The organism is Natrarchaeobius oligotrophus (genome assembly GCF_003841465.1).
In the GTDB taxonomy this organism is placed as follows: domain Archaea; phylum Halobacteriota; class Halobacteria; order Halobacteriales; family Natrialbaceae; genus Natrarchaeobius; species Natrarchaeobius oligotrophus.
The window spans coordinates 202334-225856 of record NZ_REFZ01000005.1 but is presented as its reverse complement, the minus strand read 5'-3'; the positions used below and the strand labels follow the sequence as shown (position 1 = coordinate 225856).

General features: G+C 66.0%; 26 protein-coding genes. 18 read left to right on the top strand and 8 right to left on the bottom strand.

Going from position 1 to position 23523, the window contains the following annotated elements; all coding sequences use genetic code 11:
- The first annotated feature begins 34 nt into the window (after positions 1-34).
- Entirely contained in the window at positions 35-535 is a 501-nt protein-coding gene (locus EA472_RS09470; RefSeq protein ID WP_124191261.1) for a TspO/MBR family protein, read from the top strand.
- Between the two features lie 132 nt (positions 536-667).
- Here the strand turns inward: EA472_RS09470 and EA472_RS09465 are convergent, their stop codons facing one another.
- From EA472_RS09465 to EA472_RS09455, 3 genes are all read right to left on the bottom strand, one after another.
- Positions 668-1258: a dolichol kinase gene (locus EA472_RS09465; protein WP_124191260.1), complete on the bottom strand. Its 591-nt coding sequence runs from the start codon at positions 1256-1258 to the stop codon at positions 668-670.
- A gap of 164 nt (positions 1259-1422) precedes the next feature.
- Positions 1423-3201, bottom strand: coding sequence for a glycine--tRNA ligase (glyS, locus tag EA472_RS09460; RefSeq protein ID WP_124191259.1), 1779 nt, complete (start codon positions 3199-3201; stop codon positions 1423-1425).
- Positions 3194-4045, bottom strand: coding sequence for a CBS domain-containing protein (locus tag EA472_RS09455; protein WP_124191258.1), 852 nt, complete (start codon positions 4043-4045; stop codon positions 3194-3196). Before EA472_RS09455 ends, glyS begins: the two co-directional genes overlap by 8 nt.
- Before the next feature lie 134 nt (positions 4046-4179).
- On the opposite strand from EA472_RS09455, the gene EA472_RS22480 reads away from it, so the two are divergent.
- From EA472_RS22480 to hjc, 5 genes are all read left to right on the top strand, one after another.
- Positions 4180-4347: a DUF7556 family protein gene (locus EA472_RS22480; RefSeq protein WP_165874864.1), complete on the top strand. Its 168-nt coding sequence runs from the start codon at positions 4180-4182 to the stop codon at positions 4345-4347.
- A 112-nt stretch (positions 4348-4459) separates the two neighbouring features.
- Entirely contained in the window at positions 4460-4954 is a 495-nt protein-coding gene (locus EA472_RS09450; RefSeq protein WP_124191257.1) for a hypothetical protein, read from the top strand.
- A gap of 53 nt (positions 4955-5007) precedes the next feature.
- Entirely contained in the window at positions 5008-5286 is a 279-nt protein-coding gene (locus tag EA472_RS09445) for a hypothetical protein (protein ID WP_124191256.1), read from the top strand.
- 189 nt (positions 5287-5475) lie between these two features.
- Positions 5476-6285: a CPBP family intramembrane glutamic endopeptidase gene (locus EA472_RS09440; RefSeq protein ID WP_124191255.1), complete on the top strand. Its 810-nt coding sequence runs from the start codon at positions 5476-5478 to the stop codon at positions 6283-6285.
- An 87-nt stretch (positions 6286-6372) separates the two neighbouring features.
- Entirely contained in the window at positions 6373-6894 is a 522-nt protein-coding gene (gene hjc / locus EA472_RS09435) for a Holliday junction resolvase Hjc (protein WP_124191254.1), read from the top strand.
- A gap of 201 nt (positions 6895-7095) precedes the next feature.
- Here hjc and EA472_RS09430 read toward each other — a convergent pair whose 3' ends face one another.
- A complete protein-coding gene (locus EA472_RS09430) occupies positions 7096-7731 on the bottom strand; it encodes an SWIM zinc finger family protein (protein ID WP_124191253.1) in 636 nt (211 codons plus the stop codon).
- Positions 7732-8015: 284 nt separating this feature from the next.
- Between EA472_RS09430 and pspAB the strand changes: the two genes are divergently transcribed.
- A complete protein-coding gene (gene pspAB / locus EA472_RS09425) occupies positions 8016-8627 on the top strand; it encodes a PspA-associated protein PspAB (protein ID WP_124191252.1) in 612 nt (203 codons plus the stop codon).
- Between the two features lie 317 nt (positions 8628-8944).
- The gene (locus EA472_RS09420; protein WP_124191251.1) at positions 8945-10087 is read left to right on the top strand and encodes an outer membrane protein assembly factor BamB family protein; all 1143 of its coding nucleotides are present in this window, start codon (positions 8945-8947) and stop codon (positions 10085-10087) included.
- 30 nt (positions 10088-10117) lie between these two features.
- Here EA472_RS09420 and EA472_RS09415 read toward each other — a convergent pair whose 3' ends face one another.
- Complete coding sequence (locus tag EA472_RS09415) at positions 10118-10297, bottom strand: hypothetical protein (protein WP_124191250.1); 180 nt, start codon at positions 10295-10297, stop codon at positions 10118-10120.
- A 526-nt stretch (positions 10298-10823) separates the two neighbouring features.
- On the opposite strand from EA472_RS09415, the gene radA reads away from it, so the two are divergent.
- Positions 10824-11855 (top strand): DNA repair and recombination protein RadA, encoded by a 1032-nt coding sequence (gene radA, locus EA472_RS09410; protein WP_124191249.1) that lies wholly within the window; start codon positions 10824-10826, stop codon positions 11853-11855.
- A gap of 105 nt (positions 11856-11960) precedes the next feature.
- Here radA and EA472_RS09405 read toward each other — a convergent pair whose 3' ends face one another.
- Positions 11961-12908, bottom strand: coding sequence for a CPBP family intramembrane glutamic endopeptidase (locus EA472_RS09405; protein WP_124191248.1), 948 nt, complete (start codon positions 12906-12908; stop codon positions 11961-11963).
- 77 nt (positions 12909-12985) lie between these two features.
- On the opposite strand from EA472_RS09405, the gene EA472_RS09400 reads away from it, so the two are divergent.
- From EA472_RS09400 to EA472_RS09390, 3 genes are all read left to right on the top strand, one after another.
- Positions 12986-13222, top strand: coding sequence for a DUF7127 family protein (locus EA472_RS09400; protein WP_124191247.1), 237 nt, complete (start codon positions 12986-12988; stop codon positions 13220-13222).
- A gap of 117 nt (positions 13223-13339) precedes the next feature.
- Positions 13340-13924: a DUF1684 domain-containing protein gene (locus tag EA472_RS09395; RefSeq protein WP_124191246.1), complete on the top strand. Its 585-nt coding sequence runs from the start codon at positions 13340-13342 to the stop codon at positions 13922-13924.
- A 132-nt stretch (positions 13925-14056) separates the two neighbouring features.
- Entirely contained in the window at positions 14057-14707 is a 651-nt protein-coding gene (locus EA472_RS09390) for a LysE family translocator (protein WP_124191245.1), read from the top strand.
- Between the two features lie 260 nt (positions 14708-14967).
- On the opposite strand, the gene EA472_RS09385 is transcribed toward EA472_RS09390, so the two are convergent.
- Positions 14968-15648: a class I SAM-dependent methyltransferase gene (locus EA472_RS09385; protein ID WP_124191244.1), complete on the bottom strand. Its 681-nt coding sequence runs from the start codon at positions 15646-15648 to the stop codon at positions 14968-14970.
- A gap of 317 nt (positions 15649-15965) precedes the next feature.
- Between EA472_RS09385 and EA472_RS09380 the strand changes: the two genes are divergently transcribed.
- The 4 genes from EA472_RS09380 to EA472_RS23235 all read left to right on the top strand — a co-directional run bounded on the left by EA472_RS09380 (position 15966) and on the right by EA472_RS23235 (position 20322).
- The gene (locus EA472_RS09380; RefSeq protein WP_124191243.1) at positions 15966-17153 is read left to right on the top strand and encodes an extracellular solute-binding protein; all 1188 of its coding nucleotides are present in this window, start codon (positions 15966-15968) and stop codon (positions 17151-17153) included.
- 192 nt (positions 17154-17345) lie between these two features.
- Positions 17346-19025 carry an ABC transporter permease gene (locus tag EA472_RS09375; protein WP_124191242.1) on the top strand — a complete coding sequence of 560 codons (1680 nt, stop codon included), beginning with the start codon at positions 17346-17348 and terminating at the stop codon, positions 19023-19025.
- A 399-nt stretch (positions 19026-19424) separates the two neighbouring features.
- A complete protein-coding gene (locus EA472_RS09370; RefSeq protein WP_124191241.1) occupies positions 19425-20003 on the top strand; it encodes a DUF7090 family protein in 579 nt (192 codons plus the stop codon).
- A 184-nt stretch (positions 20004-20187) separates the two neighbouring features.
- The gene (locus EA472_RS23235; protein ID WP_279387173.1) at positions 20188-20322 is read left to right on the top strand and encodes a DUF7859 family protein; all 135 of its coding nucleotides are present in this window, start codon (positions 20188-20190) and stop codon (positions 20320-20322) included.
- A 98-nt stretch (positions 20323-20420) separates the two neighbouring features.
- On the opposite strand, the gene EA472_RS09365 is transcribed toward EA472_RS23235, so the two are convergent.
- A complete protein-coding gene (locus tag EA472_RS09365) occupies positions 20421-21443 on the bottom strand; it encodes a threonine aldolase family protein (RefSeq protein ID WP_124191240.1) in 1023 nt (340 codons plus the stop codon).
- Positions 21444-21579: 136 nt separating this feature from the next.
- Here EA472_RS09365 and EA472_RS09360 point away from each other — a divergent pair, with 136 nt between their 5' ends.
- Together EA472_RS09360 and EA472_RS09355 are read left to right on the top strand one after the other, a co-directional pair.
- Positions 21580-22344: a class I SAM-dependent methyltransferase gene (locus EA472_RS09360; protein ID WP_124191239.1), complete on the top strand. Its 765-nt coding sequence runs from the start codon at positions 21580-21582 to the stop codon at positions 22342-22344.
- Positions 22345-22496: 152 nt separating this feature from the next.
- The gene (locus EA472_RS09355; protein WP_124191238.1) at positions 22497-23336 is read left to right on the top strand and encodes a hypothetical protein; all 840 of its coding nucleotides are present in this window, start codon (positions 22497-22499) and stop codon (positions 23334-23336) included.
- Positions 23337-23523 lie beyond the last annotated feature (187 nt).

The following is a 23523-nucleotide window of genomic DNA, read 5'->3' as shown; positions in this document are numbered from 1 at the left end:
ACAACTCCAAGTCCCCTCACGTCGTCCGGACGGTATGGCGACTCGAGCGAACGCGTCGCGAGTTCCCGACCGCGGATCGATCCTTCGAGCGGCCGGATTCGTCGTTCTGGTCAACGTCGTCGGCAGCGTCCCCGGCGTCCTCTCGAGTCCCGACACGCCGTGGTTTCGCGCCCTCGAGAAGCCGTGGTTTTATCCACCGGAGATCGCGTTTCCGGTCGTCTGGACCGCGCTGTTCACGCTGTTAGGAATCGCCCTCTGGCTGATCTGGCGCGCCGACGCGGACGGTCGCCGGCTGGCGATCGGGCTGTTCGCCGTCCAGATGGCGTTTAACGTCGCCTGGACGCCCGCGTTCTTCTCGCTCGAGGCACCGCTGGTCGCGCTGGGCGTCATCCTCGTCCTCTGGGTGCTCGTCGTCGCGACGATTGCGGCGTTCGACCGGGTCGACCGTCGGGCCGCCGGATTGCTCGTCCCCTACCTCGCGTGGGTGACGTTCGCCGCGGTGCTCAACGCCGAACTCTGGCGGCTCAACGCGTGAGACGGTCTGACGTATCGACGTACCGGTGGACCGCGACCGTCCGGCGATCCCACCGGAGCCGACGGACGACAGCCCGTCTGTGAACGATGCTCCTTCCGGGGTCCACTCTGATCGGCGCGAACCCAACTCGCATCAGATCGGCACGAACTCGAGAACGAGCCAGGCCAGGACGGCCGCGTAGATGGGGATCGTCAGGTTGTCGTCGACGACGAACTCCCGAATCCGGATCGTCACGCCGTCGGCGACCGTCGCGCCGAGCGCCGCGGCGAGGATCGCAAGCGGCGCGTGCGACAGAAACGGGGCCGCGAGCGCCGCGGAGACGACGAACATCGTGACGAGCACTTTCGGTCCCTTGACCCGTTTCAGTGAGTCGTCCGAGACGGCGCCGCTGATCGGATCGCCGAGTGCGAGCATCAACATCGCCGGCAGGGCGATCTCGGGCCGGAAGACGAGCACCACCGCCGTCATGCTCAGCATGTAGTAGCCGTAGCCGGCGAACTGATCCTGCTCGTACTCCCGCGTCAGCTTCTCGTAGAGCCACCACTCGAGGCCGACGCGCAATCGCAGGATCTCGAGGACGATCACGCCGACCGAGAGGACGATCATCAGGTACCGAAAGTACTGCCAGGTGAGACCGATCGCGAGATAGTCAGCCAGAAGATAGAGCGCGACGAGTCCGGAGCCGCTCGCGTGGACGAGTCGCCGCTTGAGTTCGTCGGCCATCACCACAAGCCTCGGATGAGGGGACCTTCAGTCCGTCGGTTCCGTCACTCCGCGGGGTACGTCGCCGTGCTCGGGTCGATTTTCGCTCCCGAGCCGACAGTACGTTCCGAACCGGCTCCCTCAGTTACCCACACGTCTGGGGAACGTGTCCCTTTCGACCGCGATTACAGCTCGTCGAACGCGAGATCGCCTTCCCGAATCGCCGTGAGCGTCTCCGCGAGTTCGTCGACGGACAGGCGCTTCTGGGCGGTGGTATCGCGTTCACGGACTGTGACGGTCGTCTGGTCTTCTTCGATCGTCTCGTAGTCTACGGTCACGCAAAACGGCGTGCCGACCTCGTCCTGACGGCGGTATCGTCGGCCGATGTTGCCCGAGTCGTCGTAGCTCACGGAGAGTCCCGCTTCTCGAAGATCGTCGACGATCTCGTCGGCCTGTGCCTCGAGGTCGGCGTCGTTTTGCAGTGGGAAGACGCCGACGAAGGTCGGTGCGACCTCGGGCGGGAGCTCGAGGTACGTTCGCTCCTCGCCGTCGACCTCGTCCTCGCGGTAGGCGTGGTGGAGCACGGTGTAGACGAGCCGGTCGACGCCGAAGGAGGGTTCGACGACGTGGGGCGTGACGTGTTCGCCGGCGATCGTCTCCTCTTCGACCGCGAAGCCGGTCTTCTCGACCGGGATTTCGCGCGTTTCGCCCTCGAGGTCGATCTCGACGGCGTCTCCCTCGAACGCGGCGCGGTCCCGTCCGGCGAGCGCCTCGAGCTCGGAGACGACGGTCTGTGCGTCGCCGCCGAACTCGGGTCCGAGGTAGCTCATGTCGGGATCGACGGTCGCTCGCTCGACGGTTTTGGGCTCGTCGTACTGTCTGAAGACGGTAAAGCGGTCGCCGGAGTGCTCGGCGTGTTTCGAGAGGTCGTAGTCGCTCCGGTAGGCGAAGCCGGCCAGTTCGATCCAGTTCCCGTCTATTTCGCTTTCGGCGTCCCAGCAGTCGGCCGCGTAGTGGGCACGCTCGCCTGAGAGGTGCTGGCGAAACCGGAACCGATCCATGTCGACGCCGACCGACTCGTACCACGGTTTGGCGACGCCGAGGAAGTACGCGACCCACGGATCGCCGATGACGCCTTCCTCGACGGCCGCGCCGACGGTCGTCTCGATCACCTCGCCGTCGTCTGTCTGCTGTTCGCTGGCCGGATAGAGCGCCACCTCGACGTTTTCGACGCGCTCGAGGTCCGGTTCGTCCGTTTCGGGGTCGACGAAGTACTCGAGTTCGGCCTGGGTGAACTCGCGAGTCCGAATAATGGATCGGCGCGGGCTGATCTCGTTGCGGTAGGCGCGGCCGATCTGGGTGACGCCGAACGGAAGCTGGTTGCGGGCGTACTCTTTCAGGCGGGGGAACTCGACGAAGATACCCTGTGCCGTCTCCGGACGCAGGTAGCCCGGCTGGGAGTCGCCGGGGCCGATGTTCGTCGCGAACATGAGGTTGAACGCCTCGACGGCCTGGCCGGCGAGGCCGGCGCCACAGGAGGGACAGACGAGTTCGTACTCGGCGATGACCTCCTCGACTTCGGGGATCGGGAGGCTTTCCGCGTCCTCGTACTCGGTGTCGTCCTCGACGACGTGATCCGCGCGGTGGCTCTCGCCACAGTCTGGACACTCGACGAGCATGTCGTCGAACCCCTCGAGGTGGCCCGACGCCTCGAAGACGGGTTCGGGCATGATCGTCGGCGCGTCGATCTCCATGTTCCCCTCCGCGACGGCGAACCGGTCGCGCCAGGCGTCCTCGACGTTCCCCTTCAGCGCCGCGCCCTGCGGACCGAAGGTGTAGAAGCCCCCGACCCCGCCGTACGAGCCGGAGGACTGAAAGAAGTAGCCCCGACGTTTGGCCAGTTCGACGAGCTTCTCGCTCGTGGGCTCGCCCTCCGTCTCGGTCGCGTTCGCTGTCTCACTCATACAGTGCCTCGAGCAGGTCGACGTCGCAGACGATGCCGACGAGCTGTTCGCCCGTCACCATCGGGAGCTGTTCGATGTCGTTGCTGATCATCCGCTGGGCCGCCTCCTGCAGCGTGGTCTCGACGGAGGCGGTCACCACCTCGTCGGACATGAACTCGCTGACCGGCCCGTTCGGAATCTCGATGTCCCGCGTCGGGAGGTAGCGACTCCCGACGCCCTTGATTCCCTCCCAGGACCACTGGGAGTCCTGGTCCGGAAAGTTGTTCCCCGTCTCCTCTTCGCCCTCGACGATCCGGGCGACGTCGATGATGTCGACCTCCGTCAGGACGCCACTCATCCGGCCCTCGTCGTCCAGCGCGACGGTGTACGGCACGTTCGCGTAGTAGAGTTCGCGCTCGGCGACCGTCAGCGGCGTCTCCTCGTAGGTAGTGTTCACGTCGGCGCTCGCGTAGGATTCGACCGCGTCGTCGGTCTCCTGGTCGCCCGTCGCGATCGCGTGGACGACGTCGGTGACGGTGACGATTCCCTCGAACTCCCCGTCGACGACCGGAAGTCGACGCGCGTTCTCCTCGACCATCGTCCGCGCGGCCGCTTCGAGCGAAGTTTCGCTCGTGGTCGTCGGCACCTCGTCCATCAGCATGACGAGCTGGTCTTCGTCCGGCTGTTCGATCAGGACGTCCCGGGAGATCAGACCGCGGTACTCCGGACCGTCGTCCGTCGGGTTGACGACCGGAACGGACGAGAACGACCGCTCTTGCAGGTACTCGAGGACGTCGGCGCGAGTGCCCGGTAGTTCGGCGGTCACCACGTCGTCCCGGGGCGTCATCGCGTCGGCTACGTTCATGTCCACTCGGTACGGCGAAAATGTGTATAAACCCAGTGTTTCGTGCGCCCGCGATCGGTCGTCGCCGTGACCGGTTCGTTGGCCGGACAGTCAGATTCGACGAGTTTATATGCGAGTGGTTGTCACTCACATACATGGCGACGAACCCCCACGCCATGACGGAGAACGACACGATCGTCGGCTCGATCGATTCGAGCGATTCGAGCAACAGCGACGAGTACGTCATCGCGGACATCTCGGCGGACGGCGCGTGGCTCTCGATGCAGGCCGAAGCCGCGCCGACGCTTACGGCATGGCGATAACCGACGATTGAACCGGGGGTGATTGGGGATCTTCGCGGTTTCGACGACGGTCGAACCGAACCGTCGTCGACCGAACCACACGTTTAGTACCGACGACTCCCGTTTTTCGGCCATGGTCGGTCCACGCCCGCGCAGATCCGATGCGAGTCGGATCGAGGACGACGAGTCGCGATCGGCGATCGCCAGATTCCTCTCCGCGCTCGTGCCGGTCCCGCTCGCGCGCCGGGCGATCGCCGTCTCCGTCGAGACCGACCGCGACGTCTACGCGCTCGACGAACCGGTCGAGATCACCGTCGACTTCAAAAACCGGCTCCCGGTGCCCGTCGAGGTGCCGACGCCCCGACAGCGCCGCTGGGGGTGGAGCGTCGACGGCGACCTCGAGGCCAGCGACGAACGACTGTACGTCAGGGACCGGCCGTCGTCGTTTACGTTCCGCCAGGGGGAGCGAAAACGGGTCCGGTTCACCTGGTCCGGCCGGTTCGAGCGCACCCGCGATCGACGCGAGTCGGTCGTCCCCGTTCCCGGCGAGTACGAGATCCGAGCGTTCGTCGCCACCCACGAACGCCGGTACCGGCCGAGCGATTCGACGACGATCCGCCTCGAGTGAGTTCGCGAGAATCGGATACGACCGTCGAAAACGACGTATTTTCACGCGGTGCTGTGAGCGATACGACTCCCTATTTCGGCTCCGGTCGACGGAAGATCTCGATCACGACCGCGGTCGTCTCTGTTACTCTCAGACCCTCCGTGGCCGTCGCCGTCGCTCTCGGACCCTCCGTGGCCGTCGCGATCGACTCCGCGCTCGAGCCGTTCGGGACGGTCGCCGTCGTCGCCGCGGTGCTGGTCGTGCTGATCGTCCCGCACGTTCTCGGTACGGACGTCGGGTCCGCTGTCTCGGCGCTCGCCGACGCCGGCATTCCGTTCGAGGACCCGTACTGACGCCGGAACGAACGCGGCCACTCGAGCGACGCGTCGTTCAGCTGCGATCGGTGAACCGACGTCCGTCGTCTCTCGTCCTCAGTGGAGGATCGGTAGTCGTCTTCGGTCGCTGGGACGCCGACGGCTCGTGACTCTCCGTTCCCGACGCATCTCGTTACGCACAAGGGCGGCCTGATCGTACGTCGGTCCATGAGAGCGCCAGCACGGCTCCGAGAGGACGGCCCGCTCCGAGCGACCCTCGTCGCGATCGGCCTCGCCGTCTTCGGAATCGCCGCGACCCAGTTCACCACCCTTCCCGCGTTCTTGCTCGAGCCGGCGTTGCAGGGAACGCCGACCGACGCCTCGATCGAAGCGCGGACGATGCTGTTGATTCTGAATTTCCTCGGATTCGTGCTCGCGGGAGGGATCTACCTCTCCGCGACCGATCGCGGCTGGTCGTACGTCGACCTCCGGATGCCGACGAGGCGGGGGTGGCTCTACGTCGCCGCCGGCGTCGTCGGAAGCGTCGTGTTTTTCGTCGCCGTCAGCGCGCTCGTCCAGCTCCTGTCGCTTCCCACCGCCGAGAGTCAGGTCATGGACTTCGTCGGCGACGACCAGACGATGGTGCTGGTGATGATTCTCATCGTCTTCTTTTTCAACGCGCCGGCCGAGGAGTTCCTCTTTCGGAACGTGATCCAAAAGCGCCTCTATTCGGCGTTCTCCCGAATGCAGGCCGTCGTCGCCGCGAGCGCCGTCTTCGCGCTCGTTCACTTTCCCGTCTACACCGCCTACGCCGACTCGCTCGGCGCGACCGCGATCTCGCTGTCGGTCGTCTTCGGCGGCTCGATCATCTTCGGCTACCTCTATGCGAAGACGGACAACCTCGTGGTTCCGACGGTCGCCCACGCGGCGTTCAACGCCTTCCAGTTCGGACTGCTCTACGTCGCTCTGGAGTACGACATCGAGGAGGCCCAGCCCGCGCCGTCGCACGCGATCGACGTCGTCCTTGCGCTCTGTTGATCGATCCGTTCTCGCGCCGTTTGTCGGCGTTCTCGCCGACCGAACCGGGTCCGTTCCTTTATTAGCGCCCGCCTGCGAGGAACGGGTATGTCTCAGGCGAAGGGCGACCGCCGCGAACGCGAACTCGTCAACGCGCTCGACGAGGCCGGCTTCGCGGTGATGCGAGCGCCCGCGAGCGGGGCCGCGACCGACCGCGAACTTCCCGACGTGCTGGCCGGCGACGGCAAGGTCTTCTACGCGATCGAAGCGAAATCGAGCGCGGGCGATCCGATCTATCTCACCGGCGAGGAGGTCGAGGCGCTCATCTACTTCGCGCAAAACTTCGGGGCCAAACCCAGAATCGGCGTCCGATTCGACCGCGAGGAGTGGTACTTCTTTCACCCCGGGGACTTGCACGTCACGGACGGCGGCAACTACCGGGTGAAAAAGGAGACCGCGATCGCGGAGGGAACCGACTTCCCGGAGTTCGTCGGCCGCTCCGAGAAAGTGACCCTCGAGGAGGTCGCCGACGGTGGCGACGACGGCCCGGACGAGGAGATCCTCCGCGTCCTGAACGCCGTCGAACAGGGCGTGATGGACGTCGAGGAGGCGGCCGAGATCCTCGAGTGAACGCGTTTCGTCTCACGCACCCACCGTCGCGCTCGCGACGCTCGCTCGCGTGACTCGATATCCGACGTGGTTTCGATCGCTCGTTTCGTTCCGTTCGGTCGTCCGGCTTCTGTTCTCCGTTTCGGGACAACCCGTCGCGAGTTCCCGGCCGCGTCCGCGAACGGGCTGCGGTTGTTTCGGAAAATCGCCACTGCATTCGCCTTACTCCGCGCCGGGAGCCCCGCCCTCGAGTCTGGTGCGGGGGAACGTGTAGACCTTCAGCGTCGAGGGGACGACGCCGTTTCGCTTCACGGTCGCGTGGTGGTAGATCGCCCCGACGACGGGAACGTCGGGACCGTACTCGTCGTTCGTGCCGTACTCCGCGACGGTGCAGTCGGCTTCCCGGATCCGAACGGCGTCGGCCCGGAGATCCGAGACGTCGACGACGGTGAGGCGGCTTCCGGTTTCGCGGTCGACGACGGTGTCGCCCGGCTCGATCGCGTGGTCGTCGCAGTAGAACGGTTCGACGGCGTCCTCGTCGACGAACGTCGTCCCGCCGCAGTCGCGACACTCGACGGCGAGTTCGCCCGGCGGGGGCGTCCGTCCTTCGGTGATCTCGATCGCGACCCGGCGGACGTGCTTGCACCGAACGTCGCGAAAGACGTGATCCGGACAGGTGCACCGACCCGCCTCGAGGTCGACGAGGTAGGTGTGGCCGCTGGCCGATTCGACCTCGTAGAGGCCGTCTCCCAGCGGGAGGACGGACATCGCCTCGGCGCGCGCGCGGCGCGACCGCTCGGCGAGGTGGTCGGGTTTCGGTACGGAAAGCGGGGCTTTCGGTGACGCGAGTGTTTTCATGGATGCGTCGGATAGTGGATACGTATTTGGTCGGCTGGCTATTCGAGTATTGTAGGGTCTCGAGTCGTATAACGCCACCGCCGCTCTCGACGCTCTCGACGAGTGTCAGGTTACCTGATACGGATCGAAGGGGTCGATCGAGCCCGACGCTCGTCCCTCGAGGGGTCGAATCGCGCGAGTTCAGTTCCTCGAGTTCGTTCCGGAACTCGTTCCCGGGCTTCCGATCGTTCTCGAGCCGTCGGTCAACAGGTGCCTTCTAAACGTCCGCGCTCGATATCACCACCATGGGACTGCTGGACGGACTCCGGGCCGCCCTCGGACTGCGCGCGGAAGTCGACGCCGGACGCGACGCCGACCCCGACGACCTCTTCGGGATGAGCACCGCCTACCTCACGATGGAGGCCGAACTGGGCTACGAGTCGCTCGACGTTGGCGCGCTGTGTTTCTCCGGCGTCGACTCGAGCAGCTTTCGCGAGGCCGTCGACGAGGTCGAGGCCATCCTCGAGGCGGGCCGCGAGGAGACCGGAACCGACTTCGCCGTCGCCGAGGACGACCACGGCTACCAGTGGGTAATTCTCTCGGACGACGACCCCGAGGACCTGATCACGAGCATGCACTTCGCGGCCGACACGTTCGTCGAACACAGCTACGGCTCCAGACTGCTCGCGGCCGTCTTCGCCTACGAGGAACACCGTAGCGGAGAGCCGGTGTACTGGATCTACTCCTTTCGCCGCGGCGCGTTCTACCCCTTCGCGCCCCGCTCCGGTCGCGAACGCGACTCGAGCGTCGAGTTCAAACTCGAGGCGGCGCTCGACGGCGAACTCGAGATCGAGCGCGAGAAGGAGTACTGGTACCCGCTGTGGCCGAGCGCGAACGGAACGCATCCCTGGGAATGAGGCGGTGCCGGCCGATGCCGGCCGCCCCTAACCACGTTGGGAACACCGGTATCACCGTCCGCCCGCTATTTGGGAGTACGACAGGACGCGACGTCATCACCACCCAGTGCCACCACCGTTCAGCGTCCTGTCGTTCCCCCTTCCCCTCTCCGTTCCGCTCGAAACTGTAGAGGCATCCGCCGTACCGAACCCGCCGTCTCCGATTCCGAACCGACCCGTTCCTCACCCGAAATCGCGCCTCGACCTCGCGCGAACCGAGAGCGGACCGCGTCGCGAATGTCGCATCCTTTTGTCGATTCGATCGGTACACCGACGCAGTGACCGACTGGAACCAGTTCAAAGGCGACCGACGGAACGGCGGCGTCCGACGCGACCTCGAGGGACCCCACCGCGTCCGGGAGGCGTGGACGGCCGACCTCGTTGGGCCGGTTGGCTCCCCGGTTCTCGATCGCGACACCGTCTACGTCGGAACGAGCCGCGGAAACCTGTACGCGTTCGAGCGCGAGACCGGTCGACGCCGGTGGGTCTTCGAGACGACGGTCGGCACCGACGCGACGCCGATCGTCACGCGCGATCACCTCTGGCTCGGGACCGACGACGGAACGATCGTCGCGCTCGATCCCGGAACCGGCGAGGAGCGCTGGCGGACCGAACTGCCGGGCGCGCTCACGACGTCGCTTTCGCACTCGAACGGCCGACTCTACGCCGGCCACGAGGCCGGCGTCTCCGCGCTCGAGATCGAGGCGGGCGACCTCGAGTGGACGACCGAGACCGACGGAGCGGCCGTCGGCTCCCCGGCCGTCGACGACCGCCGGGAGTGGAGCGGCGAGCGCGTCTTCCTCGGCACGGACGACGAGACGATCCGCGCGCTCGAGGGCGAAACCGGCGAGGAGTGCTGGGACGCGCCCACGGACGGCGTCGCCGCCGACGGCCCGACGTGTCTCGACGGCCGCGTCTACGTCGCCGACGACGACGGAACCCTGCTCGCGCTCGACGGCGAGACCGGCCAGTCGTGGTTCACCTACGAGATCCGCGACGCGTTCACCTCCTCCGCGACGGTGGTTCCCGGCGAGTCCGACGACGCGTCCCCGACGGAGGAGACCCACGACGGCGAGCCCGACGGCACCACGTTCGTCGGCGCGGACGACGGCTACCTCCACGTCACCGACACCACGTTCGGCCGCCGAAAGGTTCGCGGCTGGCTGTTCGCCAAGAAGGGGATCGCCCTCGACGGCGAAATCAATTCGAGTCCGGTCGTCGTCGGCGACGTCGTCTGCGTCGGCGACTCGACGGGCTCGATCTACGGAATCGACGCCGACGAGTACGATCACCTCTGGTACTTCTCGACCGACGGCGCGATCGCGAGCACGCCCGCGGTGGGGACGAACCGTCTCTTCGTCGGCAGCGACGACGAACGACTCTACTGTCTCGAGTGGACGCCGGGCGAACCGAAGCCCTGACGCGGCGAAAGCGCCGTTTCGTGGCGTTCCTCACGGACCGCGACAGGAGCGAGTGCCGGAGCGGCGGCTGGACCTCTCGCGTTCGAGAACGAACTCGACGATCGTCATTTCGAACGCCGACTCGCAGTCGGGACAGGCAATCGTTCCGTCGGTCGTCTCGGTTCGGACGTCGGTACCACAGTCGCAGTGGATGGTGAGTTTCGTGACCATGTGTCGCTCCGTCTGACCCGACGTAGCGGAGCACAACCCACCCGAAACGCCAGTATCGTCTGTGGCTGACCCGGCGAACCGACGGGAGGCCTTGGGTCGACGACACGTCGGCAGGTCTTTATTTCGGGGGCGTCAATGGTGGATTGCTCCCGCTACGCGGGGGTCGTGTATGAGCCGGAGTGCTTGCTTGGTGGTGATCACTCCGGCTCTGCGCACTTTCGTGCGCGTTTATTAGGTTCGAAACCAATCGTAAAAAGCGTTAGGATACTAACTGTTGGGACGCTGGGCGATGGGCGGCAGTGGTCAGGTGTTTCTCGAGCCGTCCGCGCGCATTCCACACACAGAACCGCGCCACCGTACAGCCCGTGTCACTATCCACTGATAGTGATACCCATCCGGCCACGCGTCTTCCCCTTCGTACCTAAACTCTCGGCTCCGATCTCGAGCACCCCGCCGCAGCCCGTCACTTTCACTTTCACTCTCCTGTTAACGAGGCTTTATGGGGTGGCCGGGACAACGACGGAGTATGCCCGAAGTTGATCTCGAGGAACTCCCCGGCGTGGGACCGGCAACGGCTGACAAACTCGCGGACGCAGGCTTCGACTCCTTCCAGAGTCTGGCGGTCGCCTCGCCGGCCGAACTGTCGAACACGGCGGACGTCGGCGACTCCACCGCCGCGGACATCGTTCGCGCCGCCCGCGACGCCGCCGACGTCGGCGGCTTCGAGACCGGTTCGACGGTACTCGAGCGACGAAACGAGATCGGCAAGCTCACCTGGCACATCGACGAGGTCGACGACCTGCTGGGCGGCGGCATCGAGACCCAGTCGATCACGGAGGTCTACGGCGAGTTCGGATCCGGCAAGTCCCAGGTCACGCACCAGATGGCCGTCAACGTCCAGCTTCCCAAGGAGGTCGGCGGCCTTCACGGCAGCGCCATCTTCGTCGACAGCGAGGACACGTTCCGTCCCGAGCGGATCGACGACATGGTCCGGGGCCTCCCGGACGAGGCTATCGCGGCGACGCTCGAGGACCGCGAGATCGAGGGCTCGCCCGGCGACGAGGACGCGATGGACGCGCTCATCGAGGACATCCTCGAGAAGATCCACGTCGCGAAGGCGTTCAACTCGAACCACCAGATGCTGCTGGCAGAGAAGGCGAAAGAACTCGCGAGCGAGCACGAAGACAGCGAGTACCCCGTCCGTCTGCTCGCGGTCGACTCGCTGACCGCCCACTTCCGCGCGGAGTACGTCGGCCGCGGCGAGCTCGCGAACCGCCAGCAGAAGCTCAACAAGCACCTCCACGACCTCGACAAGGTCGGCAACCTCTACAACGCGGCGGTCATCGTCACGAACCAGGTCGCCTCGAACCCCGACTCGTTCTTCGGCGACCCGACCCAGCCCATCGGTGGCAACATCCTGGGCCACAAGTCGACGTTCCGGATCTACCTCCGAAAGTCCAAGGGTGACAAACGGATCGTCCGGTTGGTCGACGCGCCGAACCTCGCGGACGGCGAGGCCGTCATGCGCGTCCAGGACGGCGGACTGAAGCCGGAGTAACGGCGTCGAGACGACGCAGCGATTTTTCGGACGGATCCCGTCCCGATTTCCCCGCAACCGCAATGCATCTGCGGTTGCGCCGGCGCTGACCGACAGCGGCCCGTCTCACCCCTCGAGGGCGCTGGCGTCGACGTCCTCGACGACGTCTTTGTCGTCGTCCTCGAGCGCCCAGTCGGACGACAGCGGCGGCGCGCCGCGGATCGCGATCGCCGCCGCCGCGAGTCCGAAGACGGCGATGCCGATCGCACCGACGGGGTTGACCACGAGCTCGGAGCCGCCCTGAGCGAAAACGAACATGACCGCGGCGAAGGCGTTGAACGTCCCATGAAAGAGCGTCGGTGCGAGGACGGATCGCGCGTTCACCGTGAGGTAGGTGTAGACCGGCGACATCGCCAGACAGGCCGCGGTCATGACGGCGACGCCGACGATCGGATAGTTCGGGTAGTTATACCCCTCGAGGATGACCGGTGCGTGCCAGACGCCCCAGAGCACGCCGATGACCGCCGACGCCTTCCAGAAGCCCAGCGGTGCGAGTTCCGTCAGGAGGACGCCCCGCCATCCGAACTCCTCGCCGAGCGCGAAGATCGCGTTGATCGTGACCCCGAAGATCAGCGCCGCGACGATCGCGACGAGGAGGTTCAGCGGCCAGTCGGGTAACGACGGGCCCGCGGGCTCGTCGGCGGGTGCGAACTCGGTTCCCTCGCCGGTAAGCGGATTGGCGTCGGGGACGAACTCGACGCCGGGGACCGCGAGCGCGAGCGCGGTGCCGGCGAGCAACAGGACGATCGGGGCCGCGGCGGCGACCGCGAGCCAGCGAAGGCGGCTCCAGGGAACGCGCAATCCGGCCCGCTCGAACGACGGCGGGCCGACGACGCAGGTGACGACGCCGGCGAAAAACGGCGTGAACATGTACGCCGGCGCGAGGACGATCATGCTCACCTCGAGCAGCCACGAGACGGCGACGAAACCGCTCGAGAGCGCGATCAACGACACGAGAAAGACCGACAGCGGCCGTCGGTCGATCCGATCCGCCCCGTCGTCGTTCTGTAACATGTCGAATCGGTTTTCGCGAGGCGGAAAAAGTGTACCGTCGGCACGACGCTTAACCGTGTTGCGACCGTACTTCGGGCATGAACGTCCCCGACTCACTCCGAAACGCCGACCGCCACGGCGCGGTCGTCCGAACCCTCGACCACGGCGGCGAGAGCGCCATCGTCGTCGACTTCGGGCCCGACGCCGCGGTCTCGAGCGACGTCGTCGGCTCGACGGTGATCGTCGTCGCCGACGATCGGCAGTTCGAGTTCGAACTACCGGCGGGCGCGACCGCCGTCTCGGCCCGAAACGGCGTGTTGACGGTCTCCGAGTGACCCGCCCCGACCCCCTCCTACCGGTTATTCGACACATTCGTTCGTACCCGCGCCGGAGGCTTCGTTCCAGCGCATCCGAAGCACAACCGATTCCCGTTCGCGACCGGTAGGACCGGTATGAGCGATTCGTCCGAGGGCGTCGACGTCGACCGGTGGCGGACCGAACTCGAGGAAAAACGAGCGGAGAAAGACGACTTTTTCGCGACCCACCCGCAGTCGCCGATCCCGCCCGACGAGCGCGACGAGTTCGACGGACTGTCGTACTTCGACCCCGATCCGACGTACCGAGTCCGCGCGACCGTCGACGTCCCCGACGATCCGGAGGTCGTCAGAATGGAGACGACCGCGGGCGGCGAGATGCGCTACCTCCGCGTCGCGACGCTCGCGTTCGACCTCGAGCGTCCGGACGCAGACCTCGCGGACGGCCCGTTCGAACTCGCGGCCTACCGCCTCGAGAGCCCGAACGAGCAGTCGCTGTTCGTCCCGTTTCGCGACAAGACGACCGGTCAACAGAGCTACCGGGGCGGACGGTACATGGAGCTGTCTCCGGATCGGGACCTCGAGGACGGCGACGAGATCGTCGTCGATTTCAACCTCGCGTACACGCCGTTTTGCGCCTACAGCGAGACGTTCGACTGTCCGCTCCCGCCCGAAGAGAACTGGCTCGAGGCCGCGATTCCAGCCGGCGAACGATTCGAATAAACGGCGTTCGAGCAACTGAACGCGTCCGAACCGAAACGAACTGATCGCTCGCGCCCGCCACCGGTCGCGGACGGAAACCGGAAATCAGAACCCGTGTCGGAGGACAGGACGTAACGTGAGAGTCGTGATGCGATGATCGATCCGTCGCTGTTCGCGCTCTATCTCGTCGCTGCCGGTGCGATGATCCTGTCGCCGGGACCAGATTCGATCTACGTCCTGACCCGCAGTATCGCGGAGGGACGTAGCGTCGGAATCGCGTCCGCCGCCGGGATCAGCGTCGGCGTGGTCGTCCACACTGTCGCCGCCGTCCTCGGCCTTGCGGCGCTCTTTCAGGCGTCGCTGGTTGCGTTCACGGCCGTCACGTATCTCGGCGCGGCTTACCTTGTCTTCCTCGGTATCCGAACGATTCGTGACGACGTCGAGATCGACTCGAGCGACGGAAAGTCTCCGGCGAGCGACGCCGACGTGATCGGGGAACCGACGGAGACATCGAACCCGTTTCTCGAGGCGATTACGGTCAACGTGTTGAACCCCCAGGTTGCGATCTTCTTCCTCGCGTTCCTTCCGCAGTTTGTGAGCGGCGACTGGATCGAGGCACAGCTAACGCTTCTGGGTGGTATCTACGCCGCACTCACCATGCTCTATCTCGGCACAGTGGCGGTTGCTGCGGGCGCGCTCCGGAGCGTGCTCGTCACCCGGCCGACGATAGCCAATGGCATTCAGTGGATTACTGGACTCGTGCTGATCGGGCTCGGCTTCCGGCTCTTCCTCGGTGGATTTTGACTTCCTCTCGCGGCTGAAGCCGTGGAGTTTCGGCTCGAAATCCTGGCGTCGTTCGCGCTGATTTACAACTTGGGCGGAATCACCGAGATCGGACGGCGTCGACCGGTCTCGACGAGACTCGTTCGTGCCGGAGGTCGAACGTCCGTCGATCAACGGCCCGACTCGAGTCGAAGCGAGGGGGTCGGACGTGGGAAGGAGTCGAGAAGACACAGGGAGAGCGTCGACAACAACCGAACGCTCAGCGACGGAGACGATACCGATCAGCGAGCGACGCCGACGGTCAGCAGCGTCCCGTGTTCGCGGTAGCGCTCGACCATGTCGGCGCGACTGTCCCAGTCCTCGGTGGGGAACGCCGACTCGTCGGGTATCTCGATCTCACGGTCGGGAATGGCGTCCTGTTCGGCGACGACGAGGCCGGCGTCGCGGAAGGCCTCGCGGTACTGCGTTCGATCCCAGCGGGTCATCTCGACGGAGATGAACTCCTGCCACTCGTGGGTGTGGACGCTCTCTTCGTAGTAGTTGACCGCACAGTAGAACGTACCGCCCGGGCGGAGCACGCGGGCGATCTCCGCGAGCGTCGCGTGGGGGTCGTCCGCGTAGTAGAATGCCTCCATCGACCAGACGTGGTCGACGCTCCCGTCGGCGAACGGCAGCGAGCCGAAGTCGCCGACGACGTATCCGACGTCGGGATCGTCGGTGTAGTCCGCCGCGTTCCGGGCCATCTCCGGCGCGCCGTCGAGTCCGTACGCCCGGCCGGCCCCTTTCGTCTCCCGCAGCGCCCGGCCCGCGTAGCCGCTGCCACAGCCCAGATCGAGCACCGTCTCGCCGCGCTCGATTGGCATCCGCGCCAGCGCGTGCTTTGCGGTGTGCCAGTGGCGCTCTTCCATCCCTCGGTCGCGGCCGCTCGCCGCCCACTCGTCGAACTCCTCGCGGACGCTCATACGCGACGATCGGTCCTCCTCGGCAAAATCGGTTCGCCTTCGACTCGAGCGCGTGGGAGTTCGATTCACTCCGCTCGAGGAGGCGACGGCTCGCGGCGACGACGCGGCGGATCGACTGCACGTGACCGTCGCCAGAGGATGACCGACAGATTCTTTAGGCTGCCCTAAATTGTTTACCGTGGAGAGGTTTAGGCCGGCCGAAATACCGTGGGCATCGGTCTCGGCCGTCCGAGCAGCCTTCGCTGTCCCACCCTCTCACCACTTCTCGCGCAGAAAATCGCAACGTATATGTGTTTTAGGTCGACCTAAAACTAGGTATGGTGAAGCAGACGGACGAATTCGACGGTGCCGGACCGACGATCGATCGCCGACGGTTTCTCGCCGGATCGACGGCGACTGTGGTGGGGATAACCGGACTCGCCGGCTGTATCGGCAGCGGATCGGACGACGGCAACGGTGGCAACGGAAGTGACGACGGGGAGGCCAACGATCCCGTCGGCTCCGATCCGGAGGACGTCGGTTTCGAGGGCGTCTCCGAGGAGGGAACCGCCTGGGAGGACCTTCCCGATCTCGAAGGGACGCTGACGATCTACTCCGGTCGTCGGGAAGCTCAGATCGAGCCGGTCCTTCGAGACGTCGAGGACTACTACGACGACCTGGAGGTGTTGATCCGCTACGACGATAACGAAGCGCACCTGAGCACGATCCTCGAGGAGGGACAGAACAGCGAGGCGGACATCTTCTACACGCAGGATTCGGGAACGCTCGGCGCGCTCGCAAACGAGGGACGGACCGTCTCGCTTCCCGACGACGTCATCGAGACCGTCCCCGACGCGTGGAGCGATCCGAACGGAACGTGGACCGGCGTCTCCGGTCGCGTCAGGTGTATCGCGTACAACACCGACGCGTGGGACCCCGAGGAGCTTCCGGACGACATTTTCGCCTACGCCGACGACGACCGGTTCCAGGACGACATGGGCTGGCGCGTCGACTCCGGTTCGTTCCTCTCGTGGGTCCGCGCACTCATGGTCGAACACGGCGAGGAGTTCACCCGCGAGTACCTCACGGACATGGAAGACGCCGGCGTCACGCACTACGAGGGCGGCTCGACGACGCCCGACGCGGTGGCCAACAGGGAGGTCAGCATCGGCTTCGTCAACCACTACTACGTCGGTCGGGTGATGGACGATCAGCCCGACGCCCCCATCAACGTCACCTACACTGACGGCGATCTCGGTTCCCTGTTCAACGTTTCGGGAACCGCGGTTCTCGACAGCAGCGACGAGCAGGACCTCGCCGCCGACTTCGTCCGTCACCTCCTCGGCGCCGAGGGACAGCGCTTTTTCGTCGAAACGAACCGCGAGTACGCCGTCATCCCCGGCGTCGAGTACGATCACGAGGAGGTCCCCCGACTCGAGGAGATCTCCTACCCCGACTTCGACCTCAACCAGCTCGCCGACGTCGAACCGGCCGTCGACCTCCTGCGTGACGTCGGCATTCGCTAATCGATCGCGTCCCGGCTCGCTCCGATCGGACGACTCGGGTCGTCCGGTTGACCCCGCCCGACGCCGGCCCTTCCGTTACGCCGCTGACTCGAGGCGATCCGGTTCGAAATCCTTTACAGCACCCTGGAGCTAGGTCGACCACGATACCCGCGGCGACGTTCGATTTCGGACGCGCCCGCGTGTCCCACCACAATGACCGACGAGACGGACGCTGCGTCTTCCCCATCCGCGCCAACCCCGACAGCACCCACGCCGGCGGACGGGGCGGATGCGTCGCCGTCGACCCGCGATGCAAGACCTCTCGGACTGACGCTCCTGAGCGGCGCGGTCGCCGCGGCGATGGTGTTCCCGCTCACGTGGCTGTTCTTCCGCGCGAGCGAGGTGGATCCGCAGCGAGCGTACGGGATCGTCGTCCGCCCGCGAACGTTCGAAATTCTCGCGAACAGCCTGTTGCTGATGGTCGGCGTAACGATCCTCTCGGTTCTCGTCGCGGTTCCGCTCGCCGTTTTGACCGTGAGGACCGACCTCCCGTACCGCCGATTCTGGACGATCGTCGTCTCGCTACCGCTGGCGATCCCCAGCTACATCGGTGCGTTCGCGTTCGTCTCCGTTTTCCGCCCCCGGGGGATCGTCCAGAGCTGGCTCGAGCCCTTCGGCGTGACCGAACTACCGAGCATCTACGGGTTACACGGCGCGACGATCGTGATCACGATGTACACCTATCCGTACGTGTACATCACGACGCGTGCCGCGTTGTTGCGTATGGACACCTCCCTCGTCGATGCCGCGCGGACCCTCAATCACGATCGGATCACGACGTTCCGGCGGGTGACGCTCCCACAGATCCGACCGGCCGTCGTCGCCGGCGCGTTGCTCGTCGCGCTGTACGCCGTCTCCGATTTCGGGACGCCGGCGTTTCTGCAGGCCGAAGTGTACACCAGACAGATATTTCTCGAACACCGGAGCTTCGGCGGAGCCGACTACGCTGCGTTTCTCTCGATTCAGTTGATCGTCGTGACGCTGTTCATCCTCGCCGTCGAGTCGCGCGTTCGCGGGGACGACACGATCCACACTGACTCCATCGGCGCGGGATCCGAGGATCTGATCCGGCTCGGTCGGCTCAAGTACCCGGCGATGGCCGTCTGCGCGCTCGTCGGATTCGTCACGCTCGCCGTTCCCGTCCTGATCTACCTCTCGTGGCTGGCGACGAGCCAGGCCGACGTTCCGGCCAGCTTCCAGTTCCAGTGGTCGTTCGTTCTCAACTCGGTGTACGTCGCCGCGCTCGCGGCTGGCGTCGCCGCGGTGCTCGCACTCCCCGTCGCCTATCTCTCGGCCCGCTACGACACCCTGCTCGGCCACGTGTTCGAGCGTCTGACATACGTCGGATTCGCGATTCCCGGCATCGTCATCGGGCTCGCGCTGGTCTACTTCGGCGCGAACTACGGCACCCTCGATCTCGGTCCCGTCTCGATCAGCATTCAACACTCGATTCCGATCCTCGTGTTCGCCTACGTCGTCCGGTTCATTCCGCAGTCGGTCGGCTCGACGCGAACCTCGGTGTTGCAGGTCAATCCGCGCCTCGACGAGGCCGCGCGAACGCTCGGCCACGGTCGCCTCGAGACGTTCCGGAAGATCACACTCCCACTCATCGCGCCCGGACTCGTCGCCGGCGCTGCGCTCGTCTTCCTGACGACTATGAAGGAACTGCCCGCGACGCTGATGTTGCGCCCGACCGGCTTCGAGACCCTCGTCACTCGGATCTGGGCCGCTGAAAGCGCTGGGTTGTACGGCTACGCTGCCATTCCCGCGCTGATTCTCATCGTGATCTCCGGGCTCTCGATGGTGATCATCCTCCGTCAGGAAGACATGTAACCCATTCTACCACGCTTCGTTCACTACAGACGGGGTTCGTTCGTTGAACGGAAGGCTTCGACGTGGGCTCCCGGCGATCAGTCACCGTCGACGGGCTGGTGACTCCCGTCGTTCACCGTCCACCACGCATCCGTCGTGGGTTGCGTCGTTCTTCGTCGGTTTCCTCTTCCGACCTACTCGCTTTGCTCCGACTCGAGCCCGAAGGCTCCATCCAGAATTGTGTCGACCCGCGATGGCCGCGGTCGCCTTCGGGTCGCAACTTCGTTCGAGCCGGCCTCGCTTCGAGTCGCACGAACGCAGTCTGTGGCGACGAGCGGCTAGCCCCGACCAGGTCGATCCTCGCCGGCCAGAACGAACATCCGCACAATTAAGTCGGTGCCGCAAGTTGTTCACGCCAGTATGGACTATCGCCTGGAAATCGACGGCACGCCGGAAACCGTTCCCGGCGGGACCGGCGTTCTCTTGCTCCACCCGAGCACCGGCGAAACGGACCGCATCGACACCGACTTCCTGAAGACCGACACCGACCACTTTCTCGTCATCTCCACGCGAACCACCGCTCGAGAAGTCAATCAGAAACTCGAGTACTACGACGTCGACGAGGAGCGAGCCGAGATCCTGGACACGCTGAGCATCGAACGCGGCTACTCGCGACGCCAGAGCGACACGGTCCATTACGTCGCCGCCCCCGACGACGTCGACGGCATCGTCGACCACATCGACGGCTTCCTCGAGGCCCACGACGGCAAGCTCCGGCTCAGCTTCGATTCGGTCACCGAACTCGCCTACTACGCCGGCGACGACGACGCGCTGGACGCCGTCGATCGCATCCTCGAACTTCTCGATGCCTACGACGCGATCGGCCTCTTTCACCTCTCCGAGGACCCCCACGACGACGCGGTCGTCGAGCAGTTCCGCGATCGCTTCGACGCGATCATCGACCTCGACGAGGACGGCGACGTCGAGACCGAGTTCTGAGCGATAGCCGACTCGCGGTCCGTCGGTCACGAATCCCGATCCGACGGTCGATGCAGACGACCGAACCGCCGTCGAACGACTCGAGAGGCCCTGAACTGCGATTCGGTCGCACGAAGCGGGCGGATTTCACTCGCGTCGCGACGCGTCGAAACGATTTTGCACGCCGACGCGCTATGCGAAACCAATGTTCGACCTGATCCCCGACGATCCCGTCATCATCGCGATCGTCTTGATCCTGCTCTCGCTGGTGTTTTTCTCGTACCTGTTGCTCCGGCGAACCATCCTCGAGTTCCGCGAGGGGATGCGCGGCGGCCGGTAGCGGATCTCTCATCTCGCCGGCGAAACGCGCCCGCCGGTCGGAGTCGACCGGCGGACACCGCCGACTGCAAACCTCGACGCCGCCCCGAAAACTGCGGTCTAGCCCGCCATCGCGGCGTCGATCTCCTCGAGCGCCCGCTCGATCTCCGCGTCTGTGACGTCCCGGTGGGTGCAGAACCGAATCGCCGTCGCCCCCATCTCCGAGGCCAGCACGCCGCGCTCGCGGAGTCGATCGAGGACGGCCGCCGGCTCGAGGCCCGTCCCGGCGACGTCGACGCGCAGGATGTTCGTCTCGGGTTCGCGCACGTCGAACCCGTCGACGTCGGCCAGGCCCGCCGCGAGCCGACGGGCGTTCTCGTGGTCTCGCTCGAGGTCGTCGACGTTCTCGAGGGCGCGGCGGCCGGGCGCGGCGATCACGCCCGCCTGTCGCATTCCGCCGCCGAAGAGCTTGCGGACGCGGCGGGCCGCCCCGACGAACCCCTCGCTGCCCGCGAGCATCGAACCGACCGGCGCGCCGAGCCCTTTCGAGAGACAGAACATCACCGAGTCGACGGGTTCGGTGAGGTCGGTGACGGGAACGTCGAGCGCGACGGCCGCGTTGAACACCCGCGCGCCGTCGAGGTGAACCGGAACGTCGCGCTCTCGGGCGACGTCCGCGACCGCGGCGATCTCGTCGGGCGCGATCGCGACGCCCCCCTTCGCGTTGTGCGTGTTCTCGAGACAGAGCAAGCCGGTTCCCGGCCGGTGGAGGCTCTCTTCGACGATCGCGTCCTCGACCTGTGCGGGCGTCGGAATCCCCCGCTCGCCGCCGTCGAGCATCCGCACCTGTGCGCTCGAGTGCTGGGCGAATCCGCCGAGTTCGTACTTCACGACGTGGCTCTCGCGCTCGGCGAGGATCTCCCGGCCGGGTTCGGTGTGGACCCGTGCGGCGATCTGGTTGCCCATCGTCCCCGTCGGAACGAACAGCGCGGCCTCCGTGCCCACGGCGTCGGCCGCACGGGCCTCGAGTTCGCTCACCGTCGGATCCTCGCCGTAGACGTCGTCGCCGACCTCGGCGGTTCGCGCCGCCTCGCGCATCCGTTCGTCGGGTTTCGTCACCGTGTCCGAGCGCAGGTCGATCATACTCGGCGTATCCGCGCGAGGGGCAAATACTCGGCGCTCGTGGGTGGAGTTCCCGCGACGAGGTCGACTCTTATAAAGTGCCGATACGCTTCGCCCGAACCCCCTCCACGGTCGGGACTCGAGTAGCTAGTAGATCATGCACACGGAACCGGAGGACGGAACGCGTTCGGCCGAAACGCCGGCGGAGGGCACACACGCGACCGCAACACGGCGATCGGACGGCGGTTCGACCGACGGGGACCGAACGGACGACCCCGCAGCGGCGGCCCACCTCGAGCGCAGCCGGAAGGTGTGGGACCGCTGGAGCGACTACTACGCGATGAGCGAGCGCGACTTCGAACCCATGCGCGAGGCGGCGATCGACCGCCTGGGCCTCGAGCCCGGCGATCGCGTCCTCGAGATCGGCTGCGGCCCCGGCGTCAACTTCGAGGCGCTCCGGGCCGCCGTCGGCGAATCGGGATCGATCGTCGCCGTCGACTACAGCCCCGCGATGGTCTCGAAGGCGCGCGACCGGATCGACGAGCACGGCTGGGAGAACGTCGAGGTTCGTCTCGCCGACGCGACGACGGTCGACCTCGAGGGGGAGTTCGACGCCGCGGTCGCGACGCTCTCGCTCGGTATCATGCCCGACGTCCGCCGGGCCGTCGAGAACGTCCACGACTCGCTGGCTCCGGGACGCCCGTTCGTCGTCATCGGTCTGCGGGCGATCCCCGAGGGGCCGGCGCGGATCGCGAACCCGTTCGTCGTGCGGTTCTTCCGGTGGTACGCGAACTGGCGACCCGAGGCGGACGTCCTCGAGACCCTCTCGAGCGTCTACGACGAGTGCGAGGTCGTCGACGACGCCCTTCTCGGCGTCGCGTACACCGCGCTGTGTCGGAAAACGGCCGACGAAGGCGACTGAGCGGGTCGCCGTTTCTCGACCGGTGACGACCGATGTGACTATACTTCGATTTTCGAAGTAATAGACCGAACGGCCGATCCACGCTCCACCGAGCGATCGTCACGAGTCGGCGAGACGAAACGTTCAACCGGGAACCGCGTCTGCGTTCGCGCATGGTTCCCGACCCCGCATCCCCTCCCGAAGACGCCACCTCGCCGTCCGCCGACTCGAGCGGTCGCGGCCCCTTCTCGAGACACGTCTCGCGCGTTGCCGACCGGTTCGACGACCTCCTGCCGTTCGCGTTGGTGCCGGTTCTCCTCTCGGTGCTCGAGTTCGACAGCGTGCGTCGCACCGTCGACCAGCCGCCGGGTTGGACTTCGGTGAATTTCGAGTTCGCGTTCCCCAGCCCGCTGCTCGACCTGTGGCGGTTCGTCGATCCGCCGGACCCGTCCGGCTCGTCGGGCGGCGTCGACGTCACCGTCGAGGTACCGTTCGAGACGGTCGTGCTCCCCCTCGAGGCCATCGAACCCACGTTCGCGTTCGTGATCGGAACCGCCGCGATCGTCTACGCGGCGATCCTGGGCGTCGTCGCCGCGGGCTACCTCGGCGGGATCGACCGTCGACTCCGCGGCGAACCCGCCTCGATCTTCGAGTTCGTGGCCCGGTACGCCGCGCGGCTCATTCTGTACAATCTCGCCGTTTTCGCCGCGTTGCTCGTCGCCGTGGCGCTACTCGTCGTCGCACCCGAACTGCTTGTTTTCGCGTTTCCCGCCGTCGTCGTCCTCGGGTACCTCTTTTACGCCGCGTGTTCGTCGTCGACGACGCTGGCTTTCTCGAGGGATTTCGGCGATCGTACCGGTACGCGCTCGAGGGCGGCCCGTACCTCCGGTTCTGTCTCGGACACGTCCTCACCGCCGTCCTGTCGTCGTTCGTCCTGTCGATCCTCGTCAGCGCCGGCCCGAGCGGCTTCCTCCTGGCGCTCGCACTCGTCGCGCCGATCGCGCTCGCGCTGACGGCGGCGACGGTCTCGTTCGTCCAGGAACTCGCCGACGGCGACGGAGTCGAGCCGACTCGCGACCCGCCGTCCGACTCGAGTCGCGAGCTGACGGCTCGAGAACGGCCCACCCGAGAACGAATCGGCTCCCGTGACGGTCGGTCCGCCGATTCGGACCGTCCCGACCGTCGGGACGAACGGTTCAC